Raw genomic sequence first — 11719 nt, 5'->3', positions numbered from 1 at the left:
AAAGGGAGTCTAGAAGGATGAAAGAGTTTTGGGAGAACGACCTTGTGGAAATTGCCGCGTACTACAGCGTTTCCGTTTTGTGTCTTGTGATATTTTTATCTGTGTTTGAACTCGTCACCACCTATAAAAATTGGGAGGAGATTCAAAAAGGAAACATGGCGGTCGCGATGGCAACAGGCGGAAAAATTTTAGGCATCGCCAACGTGCTGCAAAAATCGATCAGCCAGCATAATTCCCTGCTGCAAATGATGGGGTGGGGGCTGTTCGGTTTTATCCTGCTTTTGATCGGCTACTTCATTTTTGAATTTCTGACGCCGCGCTTTAAAATTGACAAGGAGATTGAAAACGACAACCGCGCAGTCGGCTTCATTTCATTCGTCATTTCAGTCGGCCTGTCATTTGTCGTGGCTTCGGGTATCTAAAGGGGATCAACATGGAGAAATTAGCGAAAGTCCTGTTTTTCACAGCTGGGGTATTTGTGGTTATCGGCCTGATTTATATGATCTTTTATGCTTGAAAAAGGTGTCCTTTAAAAGGGCGCCTTTTTAAAAAGAAAAAATATCATTACTTTCTGAATATTGTTTTGATATACTGAAATCAAGAATATATTGTTTAAAAGGGGGGAGCTTATGCCGACTGAAAAACCGTGGCTGCGTCATTATCCCGAACAAATTCCTCACGAGCTGCAATTTGAAGATCAAACACTCCATTCCATCCTGCAACAATCCGCCCAACAGTTTTCTGAAAAAACAGCGATTCATTTTCTCGGAAAAAAATGTTCGTACCGGCAAGTTTATGAGGACGCTTTAAAAATGGCAGATTACCTGCTGTCACTCGGCATTCAAAAAGGAGACAGAGTCTCGATCATGCTGCCGAACTGCCCGCAGGCGGTTATCGCGTATTACGGCGTTCTTTTCTCCGGCGGCATCGTCGTCCAGACAAATCCGCTGTATACGGAAAGGGAGCTTGAACATCTGCTTCATGACAGCGGGGCAACCATCATCATTACGCTTGACATGCTGTACCCGGCGGCATATAAAATGAAAGCGCTGTCAAATATCCGGCACATCATTGCGACAAGCATAAAAGATTACCTGCCTTTCCCTAAAAATCTGCTGTACCCAATCGTGCAAAAAAAAGAGAATCAAATGTCGGTTGAGATCAATGAAAATGAGACGACACACCTCTTCCGAACCATCATGAAACGCCCCGTTCCAAGCGGTCCGCCGGGGATTGAAATCGATCCGGCCCACGACATTGCCGTCCTGCAGTATACCGGAGGCACGACAGGCACGCCAAAAGGCGTCATGCTCAGCCACCGCAACATACTAGCCAATATGGAGATGTGCGATGCCTGGTTTTATCAATTGAATAAAGGGGAGGAGAAGGTGCTGGGGATCGTCCCGTTTTTTCACGTCTACGGAATGACGGCCGTCTTGAATTTCACGATCAGGCAGGGGTATGAAATGATTCTGCTGCCGAGATTTGACGCGCGCGCAGCGCTGAAAACGATCGATAAAGAAAAGCCGACGATATTTCCGGGGGCACCGACGATATATATCGCCCTGTTGAACCATCCTGATCTTCACCAATTTGATCTATCGTCAATTAAGAGCTGTTTGAGCGGATCTGCAGCGCTTCCTGTTGAAGTCAAACAGCAGTTTGAAAAGGTAACGGGCGGAAGGCTTGTCGAAGGTTACGGAATGTCTGAAACCTCGCCCGTCACTCACGCCAATTTTATTTGGGATTTGAATAAAGCGGGCAGTATCGGCTGTCCTTGGCCTGGTACAGACGCGGCTATCTATTCGGAAGAAACCGGCGGTTTTCTCGGACCTTATGAGCATGGAGAAATCGCCGTCAAAGGACCGCAGGTGATGAAGGGCTACTGGAACAATGATGAAGAAACCGCTCAAAGTCTAAGGGACGGCTGGTTTTTTACAGGGGACATCGGCTACATGGATAAAGACGGCTTCTTTTATATTGTCGACCGCAAAAAAGACGTGATCATTGCCGGGGGATACAACATTTACCCGCGTGAAATCGAAGAGGTGCTCTATGAGCACGAAGCCGTTCAGGAGGCGGTTGTTGCCGGCATCCCTGATGAATACAGAGGAGAAACGGTTAAGGCTTTTATAGTGCTGAAAGATCATGTTACAATAACGGAGAAGGAATTGGACGAATATGCCAGATCGCGTCTGGCTCCTTATAAAGTGCCGAAAGTATACGAGTTCAGGGACGAACTGCCGAAAACGGCAGTCGGGAAGATTTTAAGAAGAGCGCTCGTTCAAGAAGAAAAAACCGGCGTCTGAAAAAGCGAAGTCTGCCGTCGATTTTGACGGCATGCTTTTGTGGTGCGATTTGAGTTAAGCTTCTTGACAAAGCGTCCATTTTTATTTACGATAAATTCATGAATGAGTATTCATTCATTAATTTGAAAGGAACGAAGCCAATTGAAACAAAAGAGACCAAAGTATATGCAGATTATCGACGCAGCTGTCATTGTGATTGCAGAAAACGGATACCATCAGGCGCAGGTTTCGAAAATCGCCAAGCAGGCCGGAGTGGCGGACGGCACCATTTATCTTTATTTTAAAAACAAAGAAGATATTCTCATCTCGCTATTCAAAGAGAAAATGGGACAGTTTATCGAGCAGATGAACGAAGAAATGGAAGTGACAAATTCGGCGACAGAAAAGCTCACGCTGTTCATCAAAAAGCACTTTGAACTGCTCAGCAGCGATCGCCACCTCGCGATTGTCACCCAGCTTGAGCTGAGGCAGTCGAATCTTGAGCTGAGGCTGAAAATCAATGAGATTCTCAAAGGGTACTTGACGATCCTGGAAGACATCATCACCGAAGGAAAAGAAGCGGGAGAATTTAAGAGCACGCTTGATGTCCGCCTGGCGAAGCAGATGATTTTCGGTACGGTGGATGAGACGGTTACAACCTGGGTGATGAATGATCAAAAATACGATCTGCCAAAGCTGGCAGACAGCATTCATGAATTGCTGATCCATGGGTTCGGCAGCCAAAAGACGAAGGAGGAGAAATAAAATGGCAGCATTAACATACGCCGTAGACGACTATATCGCAACCATTACGATTCAGCACCCGCCGGCAAATGCGCTATCGACGCAAGTGCTTGAAGACCTTTCCGCATGTCTTGAGGAGCTTTCAGAACGTCAGGATGTCAGAAGCGTCGTGATTCACGGGGAAGGAAGATTTTTCTCGGCAGGCGCTGACATTAAAGAGTTTACATCATTGATGGACGGGTCTGATTATGCAAATTTGGCTGATAAAGGCCAGCAGATTTTCGAAAAAGTAGAATCTTTTCCAAAGCCCGTGATCGCCGCGATTCACGGAGCTGCTCTTGGAGGAGGTCTGGAGCTTGCAATGGCATGCCACATCCGGATTGCCGAGGAGAGCGCTAAGCTCGGCCTTCCCGAACTGAATCTCGGAATCATTCCCGGCTTTGCGGGAACGCAGCGCCTTCCGAAGTATGTGGGCACCGCCAAAGCGCTTGAAATGATCGGGACATCAGAGCCGATATCCGGCAAGGAAGCTTTTGAATACGGCCTTGTCACGATTTTGGCGGCGAATGAAGAAGAAGTGCTGCAAAAGGCACAAGAGCTCGCGCGAAAATTCGCTGAAAAAAGTCCGCAGACGATGGCTTATGTCATTGAACTCCTGAATTCGAGCAAAGTGTATTCGTATGAAGGCGGCCTCAAGCTGGAAGGAAAATACTTCGGCGAAGTGTTCCAATCGGAGGATGCGAAGGAAGGGATTCAGGCATTTCTTGAAAAGCGGAAGCCGCATTTTAAAGGGAAATAACAAACGTGAAAACAAAGGGGATGAATAGAACATGAACATTTATGTCTTAATGAAGCGCACGTTTGATACAGAGGAGAAAATTCAGATTGAACAAGGGGAAATCAGCACGGATGGAGCGGAATTCATCATCAACCCGTACGATGAGTACGCCATTGAAGAAGCGCTTCAGCTGAAGGAGAAGCACGGCGGTGAGATTACGGTTGTCACAGTCGGCGAGGAAGAAGCTGAAAAAGAACTCAGGACGGCTCTGGCGATGGGGTGCGACAAAGCCGTTTTGATCAACATTGAAGACGATCTGGAAGAAGCGGACCAATATACGGCGTCAGCCATCCTATACAACTATTTGAAAGACCGCGAGTATGACATGATACTCGGCGGGAATGTGGCGATCGACGGGGGATCGGGACAGGTGGCGCCTCGTTTGGCCGAGCTGCTCGGCATCCCTTGTATCACGACGATTACAAAGCTGACGGTAAACGGCGGAGATGTTGAAGCGGAACGCGACGCCGAGGGTGACCTTGAAGTGATCCAAACGTCGCTTCCAATCGTAGCGACTGCACAGCAGGGGTTGAACGAACCGCGTTATCCGTCACTTCCGGGAATCATGAAGGCGAAGAAAAAGCCTCTTGAGGAGCTTGAACTTGATGATCTGGACATCGACGAGGAAGACGTGGCCGCCAAAACAAAAACGATCGAACGGTTCCTGCCTCCGAAAAAAGAAGCCGGGAAAATCCTTGAAGGGGAGCCGGAACAGCAGGCGGCAGACCTTGTATCACTGCTGAGAAGCGAAGCAAAGGTCGTTTGAAGCCGAAGGGAGCAAAAACACGGTCATTAAAATACAGGGGGAAATGGACATGAGCAAAAAAGTTATCGTATTGGGAGAGTTCAGGGACGGTTCGTTGAGAAATGTGACATTCGAAGCGATAGCTGCAGGAAAAACGGTTGCCGAAGGGGGAGAGGTGATCGGTGTTCTCTTCGGTGAAAGCGTTTCAAGCGATGCGGCACAACTGATCCATTACGGCGCTGACAGAGTGCTTACAGCCGAAAACCCGCTCTTGAAAAACTATACGTCTGACGGCTATGTTCAAGCCTTTATGCCGATCATTGAGCGCGAAAGTCCGGACGTGATCATTTTCGGCCATACGTCAATGGGCAAAGACTTGTCGCCGAAGCTTGCAGCCCGTATGGGAACAGGGCTGATATCAGATGCCGTCAACGTCGAAGTAGCCGGCGGCAACATCGTGTTTACAAGACCGATCTACTCAGGCAAAGCGTTTGAGCGGATCATTTCCGAAGATGAAACGATTTTTGCAACGATCAGACCGAATAATATCGCCCCGCTCGACAAAGATGAGACGCGAACGGGAGCGGTCGAAAGCATCGAAGCGGATATTCGGGACATCAGAACGGTTATCAAGGACATTGTCAAAAAAACGTCCGAAGGCGTCGATTTGTCTGAAGCGAAAATCATCATAGCCGGCGGCCGCGGCGTCAAAAGCGAGGAAGGCTTTAAACCGCTGCAGGAGCTTGCCGACGTACTGGGCGGCGCGGTCGGCGCTTCAAGGGGAGCCTGTGACGCAGACTACTGCGACTATTCGCTTCAAATCGGCCAGACCGGCAAAGTCGTAACTCCAGACTTATATATCGCCTGCGGCATTTCAGGAGCGATTCAGCACCTCGCAGGGATGTCAAACAGCAAAATCATCGTTGCCATCAACAAAGATCCGGAAGCCGACATCTTTAAAATTGCCGACTACGGGATCGTCGGCGACTTATTTGAAATCGTTCCGCTGCTCACGGAGGAATTTAAAAAGCTGAGCGTCAGTACTTGATCAAAAGCCGGCCTGAAATGGCCGGCTTTTTACATAGGCACATTTCCGCCTTTTGCAAAATAACATGGAATAAGGACATTTTTAGAAAGGCTAAAATCCCGATGTGTAAAACTGCGCAGATAGGGAAATGTATAATCAAGCATTATGTTAGCGTGAACCAAAGGGAGATGCTATACTAAAAAGCATAATTTCACAATTGGAGGAATGAAAGAATGGCTATCGTAAAAGCAACTGATCAAACATTCTCATCTGAAACAAGTGAAGGCGTAGTTCTTGCCGACTTCTGGGCTCCTTGGTGCGGACCTTGCAAAATGATCGCGCCAGTACTTGAAGAGCTTGATCAAGAAATGGGAGACAAACTGAAAATCGTAAAAATCGATGTTGACGAAAACCAAGAAACTGCCGGCAAATACGGCGTGATGAGCATCCCGACTCTCCTCATACTAAAAGACGGCGAAGTGGTTGAAACATCTGTCGGCTTTAAACCGAAAGAAGCCCTTGAAGAACTGGTCAACAAACATTTGTAAAATAGAAACCTGTGAAAAAGGCGATTCCAAAGGGATCGCTTTTTTCTTACAACGCGCCATCTTCCTTCTCCAATTGTAGCGAACGTACGGTCGGTCATGGTAAACTGAAATGAAGAAAAAACGCCGAAACAAGGAAGGATTTTTGATGAACAAAAAAATCAAAGAAAAGCTGGCCCTTCTCCCGGATCAGCCTGGCTGCTACTTGATGAAAGACAGGCAGGATACCGTCATCTACGTCGGGAAAGCGAAAATCTTAAAAAACAGGGTCCGCTCCTATTTCAGCGGGTCCCATGATGCCAAAACACAGCGTCTTGTCAGTGAAATTGAAGATTTTGAATACATTGTCACCTCCTCGAACATCGAAGCGCTCATTCTTGAAATGAATTTAATCAAAAAGTACGACCCGAAATATAACGTGATGCTGAAAGATGATAAAAGCTACCCGTTTATTAAAATCACGAACGAGCGGCATCCGAAGCTGATTGTCACGAGGAAGGTCAAAAAAGACAAAGGCCGCTATTTCGGGCCGTATCCCAATGTCCAGGCTGCGAGGGAAACAAAAAAGCTGCTGGACCGCCTCTATCCGCTCAGAAAGTGCGCCAAACTGCCGGACCGCGTCTGTTTGTACTATCATCTCGGACAATGTCTGGCGCCATGCGTATATGATGTGTCTGAGGAGACAAACCGACAGCTCACAGAAGAAATCACCCGCTTTTTAAAGGGCGGATACAATGAAGTCAAGAAAGAACTTGAAGCAAAAATGCTCGAAGCCTCGGAAAACCTGCAGTTCGAACGGGCGAAAGAATTCCGCGATCAAATGGCCCATATCGAGTCAACGATGGAAAAACAGAAAATGATGCTGAATGACATGGTTGACCGCGATGTATTTGCCTATTCGTATGACAAGGGCTGGATGTGCGTCCAGGTCTTCTTTATCAGGCAGGGCAAATTGATTGAAAGAGATGTCAGCATGTTTCCTTTATACAGGGAAGCAGACGAGGAGTTTTTGACGTTCATCGGGCAATTTTACTCGAAAAACAACCATTTCCTCCCAAGGGAAATTTTAGTTCCAGACAGCGTCGATAAGGACATGATTGAGGAGCTTTTGGACGTGAACGTGCGCCAGCCGAAAAGGGGAGCGAAGAAAGACCTGCTGCTCCTTGCCCATAAAAATGCAAAGCTCGCTTTGAAAGAGAAGTTTTCGCTCATTGAACGGGACGAAGAGCGGACGATCGGCGCGATTGAAAAGCTCGGCAAAGCACTGGGCATCTACACGCCGTACCGAATTGAAGCGTTTGATAATTCAAATATTCAAGGAACGGACCCCGTTTCGGCGATGGTCGTCTTTCTCGACGGAAAACCGCATAAAAAAGAGTACCGCAAATATAAGATTAAGACGGTTGAAGGCCCTGACGACTACGGGTCAATGCGCGAAGTCATCAGAAGAAGATATACAAGGGTGCTGAAAGAGAATCTGCCGCTGCCTGATTTAGTATTGATCGACGGCGGAAAAGGCCAGGTGTCTGCCGCCCTTGACGTTTTGGAAAATGAATTGGGGCTCGATGTCCCTGTTGCCGGTCTGGTGAAAGATGATAAACACAGAACTTCCAACCTTTTGATCGGCGACCCCCTTGAGATCGTCCAGCTTGAGCGGAACAGCCAGGAATTTTACCTGCTTCAGCGCATTCAGGATGAAGTGCACAGGTTTGCGATCAGCTTCCACAGGCAGCTCAGAGGAAAAAGCGCATTTCAATCGGTGCTCGACGGCATACCGGGCGTCGGCGAACAGCGGAAAAAACTGCTGTTAAAACATTTCGGTTCCGTTAAGAAAATGAAGGAAGCGAGCGCCGAAGATATCCGCAAGCTCGGCATCCCCCTGAAGACGGCGCAGCTGATTGAAGAGGCTTTGAAAAAATAATGTTGAACTTTTAAAAAGAATCTGATAGAATTTGTACTAATTTCATAATAAGATCGTGTGATATGGTGAAGATAGAGGTGCGAACTTCAAGAGTAGGCTTGATGAGGAAGATGGATTCCGATGAAAAAAGCCGAAAGGGGAGCGTCGCCGAAGCGGGGAAAAAATCCATTCGTTTTTCCTGCTGGCTTTACATTGAATAAATGTAAGGCTGTCAAGAAATCATTTCTTGGAGGGCTATCTCGTTGTTAAAATCATCGGCATTTTTGTTGGTTAAAGCAATGAGGGAATTTCTCTCATTGCTTTTTTTGTACAAAAAAACGTACAGCCCGCCGGTCAAGTTTTCCTCTTCATACATAAACAAGCACGAACGAAAACAAAAAGGGTGGTATTTGATGGGTCTCATCGTCCAAAAATTTGGCGGAACTTCAGTAGGATCAGTGGAAAAAATATTGAATGTCGCAAACCGCATCATCGAAGAAAAACAGCGCGGTCATGATGTTGTCGTCGTCGTTTCAGCGATGGGCAAATCGACGGATTCCCTCGTCGCGCTTGCTAAGGAAATTACCGAACAGCCGAGCAGCAGGGAAATGGATATGCTGCTGACAACAGGAGAACAGGTAACAATTTCGCTGTTGACAATGGCTTTGCAGAACAAGGGGTATGATGCGGTTTCCTATACAGGCTGGCAGGCCGGCATCGAAACCGAAAATATTCACGGCAACGCAAGAATTACGAACATTGATGCAGGCAAGCTGAAAGAGCGTCTGAATGAAGGGAAAATCGCCGTTGTCGCCGGATTCCAAGGGACGACAGCGGAAGGTGAAATCACAACGCTCGGCAGAGGCGGATCAGATACGACAGCCGTTGCCCTCGCAGCTGCCCTGAAAGCCGATAAATGCGACATTTACACCGATGTACCGGGGGTTTTCACAACCGATCCCCGCTATGTGAAAACAGCGCGGAAGCTGGCCGGAATCTCCTACGATGAAATGCTTGAGCTTGCCAATCTTGGAGCAGGCGTCCTGCATCCGAGAGCTGTTGAATTTGCGAAAAACTATCAGGTGCCTTTGGAAGTCCGTTCAAGCACCGAGAAAGAAGCGGGCACATTAATCGAGGAGGAATCATCAATGGAACAGAATTTAATCGTAAGAGGCATTGCATTTGAAGATCAGATCACACGTGTGACTGTATGCGGCCTGGCGAGCGGCTTGACGACGCTGTCAACGATTTTTACAACGCTCGCCAAACAGAACATCAACGTTGACATCATCATTCAATCAGTGACAAGCACAAGCCAAACGTCAATTTCTTTCTCCGTGAAAACGGAAGACTTAAAACGGACGGTCGAAGTTCTCGAAGAATACAAAGACGCGCTCGACTATGAACAGATTGAAACGGAAAACAGGCTGGCCAAAGTCTCGATCGTCGGTTCAGGCATGATCTCCAACCCGGGAGTAGCAGCGGAAATGTTCGCTGTGCTGGCGGAAAAAAACATCCAGGTCAAAATGGTCAGCACATCCGAAATCAAAGTTTCGACTGTCGTCAACGAAGGCGATATGGTGAAAGCCGTTGAAGCGCTGCATGATGCTTTTGAACTGTCGAAAATAAGCATAGCTGCGAATTAAACATCCTGCAATTTGCTAGCAGGAGGAGAATGGTATGTAATCAGAGTTAGTAAGGGCTAATGCAAAGTCGAATAAGGCGGGAAATCCGCGAAAATGAAGATGAATATTTTTCCTTAGGGAGCTCAATCATATCGCTGTTTTCCGCTCTGATAAGCTTTTATCCATTGTTTGTTGTGGAATGGCTCCAGTAGTCGGGAGACGATTGATAATAACACAGAGCGATTTTACGGTGCTGCATCCTTTTTCTTCATAAAATATATCCGCGGTCCCCGCCTATGACACTTTGTGCGAAATAAATTTGATTAAACATAGCCCAATACGGTTGCGATGTTTGTAATACCGAATCAGCCAGAGGCCAAATTTTATTCCTTTTTGATATAAATAATAGGCCGAAAAATAAAATGTTACTTTTCAGCTATTGGTTGGCTGTTTTGGTTTCTACTTGATGTATGGGTCCTTTTTTCATATTCAAGCTATGTGCTTTTATTGTATGATGAGCGATTTCTTTATTGCTTTTTCTATATCATCTAAAACAAGCGATCAAAAAAAGTATGATGATTAATCATGATCCATTAGGTAATGGCAAATATAATTTAAAAACGGCACCTTGTTTGTTATGGTTTTCTGCAGTGATTTTACCTCCATGCACTTCTAAAATCTCCTTGCTTATGGCTAAGCCCAATCCGGCTCCTCCTGTTTTTCGATTGCGAGAGGTTTCTCCTCTGTAAAGCGGCGTAAATATCTGGTCTAACTCGGACTCGTGCAGTCCCTTTCCTTTATCCCGAATGGCAATAACAGCGTATTTTTTCTCTTCGAACAGTGAAACGTAGATGTCGCTGTTTTTAAAAGAAAATCTTATGGCATTGTCTATTATGTTGTAAAAAGCTCTGGAAAAAAGCTCGGGATCTGCATAAACATATGTATCACCTTCAGGAATTGATTTTATGAGATGAATTCCCTTTTCTTCTAATATTGCTGAGTAATCGTTCAGGTAATCGTCAAGTAAGCGGTTTAGGTTTACAAACTCTACACTTGGTTTTTCTTTGTAAAGTTCTAGCTTCGTGTACGAGAATAGGTCTGACACTAAATGATTCAGCATATCCGCTTTATTTCTGCATGTCACAATATATTTCTTTACTTTTTCAGGGGCTTGGTGTAATTGCTTTTCTATAATTTCTAGATATCCCCGGATTGTAAATATTGGTGTTCGTAAATCATGCACGATAGAAGCAATAAACAGTTTTCTTTCGTTTTCAAGTGATTGTTGTTTGGCTAATGATTTCTTTAGCTGCAGCTGCATGGACTTAAATCCGTTTGATACTTCATGAATTTCTGTAACACGTGAAGAAGGAAGAGAAAAATTGAAATCCTGCTTTGAAATGAGCTGTGATGTTTTCTCCAGTGCAGTCAACGGAATTAATACTTGTTTATTCATAAACCATGCAGCTGTCGCCAAAAGCATTAGGAAAACAAATAATGCGATGAATAAGCCTCCATACTGTTCTAGAAAACTGTTTTCTGGACCATTGAAAGCATGGAGTACAGGCCTTTTATCTTGAACATATAAAATGCCTGCGAGTTTTTTGTTCTGATATACATAATATTCTTCAAGAAGATAGTTTGTATTCCCAACTGAGTAATCTGCTGTTTGCTCTATTTTTGTAATCTGATGATTATCTGGTTTTTCTACTGTTGAAAATAAGACTTTTTGATCTTTGTTTAGCAAGCGTATCCCTATATGAAGCTCATCAGTTTTATGATGTATTTGTTTTTGCCACTCTTTTTTGTTCCAATTTTCCGGCTGATTTAGAATGTTTTGTTCCAGCCAAGGCATTATATCTTCTATTTCAATAGAATTTGTTTTTGATTCATTATAAAAATGGACGGCCATTTTTGTAGTAAGAATGGGGAGCAAAATAAATGCAATCATAAAGAGAAACAGCCATTTTTTTATTGTCAGTCTTTTTTTATGCCCCTTTAACATGT

The 11719-nt window shown here is 45.5% G+C and carries 10 protein-coding genes and 1 riboswitch; of the genes, 9 read left to right on the top strand and 1 reads right to left on the bottom strand.

The genetic code is table 11. The features are described from left to right. Window positions 1-17: 17 nt before the first annotated feature. The 9 genes from M1D59_RS15625 (at window position 18) to M1D59_RS15585 (ending at window position 9733) form a co-directional block, all read left to right on the top strand. Window positions 18-422, top strand: a complete 405-nt coding sequence (locus tag M1D59_RS15625) for a DUF350 domain-containing protein (RefSeq protein WP_026579111.1) — start codon at window positions 18-20, stop codon at window positions 420-422. A gap of 207 nt (window positions 423-629) precedes the next feature. Then, on the top strand, window positions 630-2309 hold the full coding sequence (locus tag M1D59_RS15620) for a long-chain-fatty-acid--CoA ligase (RefSeq protein WP_020452502.1): 1680 nt from the start codon (window positions 630-632) through the stop codon (window positions 2307-2309). Between the two features lie 141 nt (window positions 2310-2450). Further along, a complete protein-coding gene (locus tag M1D59_RS15615) occupies window positions 2451-3053 on the top strand; it encodes a TetR/AcrR family transcriptional regulator (protein WP_020452501.1) in 603 nt (200 codons plus the stop codon). 1 nt (window position 3054) lies between these two features. Continuing rightward, complete coding sequence (locus M1D59_RS15610; protein WP_020452500.1) at window positions 3055-3831, top strand: enoyl-CoA hydratase; 777 nt, start codon at window positions 3055-3057, stop codon at window positions 3829-3831. Window positions 3832-3862: 31 nt separating this feature from the next. Beyond that, window positions 3863-4636, top strand: coding sequence for an electron transfer flavoprotein subunit beta/FixA family protein (locus tag M1D59_RS15605; protein WP_020452499.1), 774 nt, complete (start codon window positions 3863-3865; stop codon window positions 4634-4636). Window positions 4637-4685: 49 nt separating this feature from the next. Next, window positions 4686-5663, top strand: a complete 978-nt coding sequence (locus M1D59_RS15600; protein WP_229128943.1) for an electron transfer flavoprotein subunit alpha/FixB family protein — start codon at window positions 4686-4688, stop codon at window positions 5661-5663. A 212-nt stretch (window positions 5664-5875) separates the two neighbouring features. After that, on the top strand, window positions 5876-6190 hold the full coding sequence (trxA, locus tag M1D59_RS15595; protein ID WP_020452497.1) for a thioredoxin: 315 nt from the start codon (window positions 5876-5878) through the stop codon (window positions 6188-6190). 145 nt (window positions 6191-6335) lie between these two features. After that, entirely contained in the window at window positions 6336-8108 is a 1773-nt protein-coding gene (gene uvrC, locus M1D59_RS15590; RefSeq protein ID WP_023855450.1) for an excinuclease ABC subunit UvrC, read from the top strand. Window positions 8109-8172: 64 nt separating this feature from the next. Then, window positions 8173-8353, top strand: a riboswitch (Lysine riboswitch). 147 nt (window positions 8354-8500) lie between these two features. Then, a complete protein-coding gene (locus M1D59_RS15585; RefSeq protein ID WP_458118052.1) occupies window positions 8501-9733 on the top strand; it encodes an aspartate kinase in 1233 nt (410 codons plus the stop codon). 562 nt (window positions 9734-10295) lie between these two features. Here M1D59_RS15585 and M1D59_RS15580 read toward each other — a convergent pair. Then, window positions 10296-11717: a sensor histidine kinase gene (locus M1D59_RS15580; protein ID WP_458117514.1), complete on the bottom strand. Its 1422-nt coding sequence runs from the start codon at window positions 11715-11717 to the stop codon at window positions 10296-10298. Window positions 11718-11719: the final 2 nt, after the last annotated feature.

The organism is Bacillus sp. PK6-026 (genome assembly GCF_054161455.1).
The sequence above is the reverse complement of the archived record's forward strand: the minus strand, read 5'-3'. Positions and strand labels throughout refer to the sequence as shown.

Bases quoted from the DNA above. Each gene is read 5' to 3' on its own strand.
- M1D59_RS15625 (WP_026579111.1), top strand. From the start codon at position 18: ATGAAAGAGTTTTGGGAGAACGACCTTGTGGAAATTGCCGCGTACTAC.
- M1D59_RS15620 (WP_020452502.1), top strand. From the start codon at position 630: ATGCCGACTGAAAAACCGTGGCTGCGTCATTATCCCGAACAAATTCCT.
- M1D59_RS15610 (WP_020452500.1), top strand. From the start codon at position 3,055: ATGGCAGCATTAACATACGCCGTAGACGACTATATCGCAACCATTACG.
- M1D59_RS15605 (WP_020452499.1), top strand. From the start codon at position 3,863: ATGAACATTTATGTCTTAATGAAGCGCACGTTTGATACAGAGGAGAAA.
- M1D59_RS15600 (WP_229128943.1), top strand. From the start codon at position 4,686: ATGAGCAAAAAAGTTATCGTATTGGGAGAGTTCAGGGACGGTTCGTTG.
- trxA (WP_020452497.1), top strand. From the start codon at position 5,876: ATGGCTATCGTAAAAGCAACTGATCAAACATTCTCATCTGAAACAAGT.
- uvrC (WP_023855450.1), top strand. From the start codon at position 6,336: ATGAACAAAAAAATCAAAGAAAAGCTGGCCCTTCTCCCGGATCAGCCT.
- M1D59_RS15585 (WP_458118052.1), top strand. From the start codon at position 8,501: ATGGGTCTCATCGTCCAAAAATTTGGCGGAACTTCAGTAGGATCAGTG.
- M1D59_RS15580 (WP_458117514.1), bottom strand. From the start codon at position 11,717: ATGTTAAAGGGGCATAAAAAAAGACTGACAATAAAAAAATGGCTGTTT.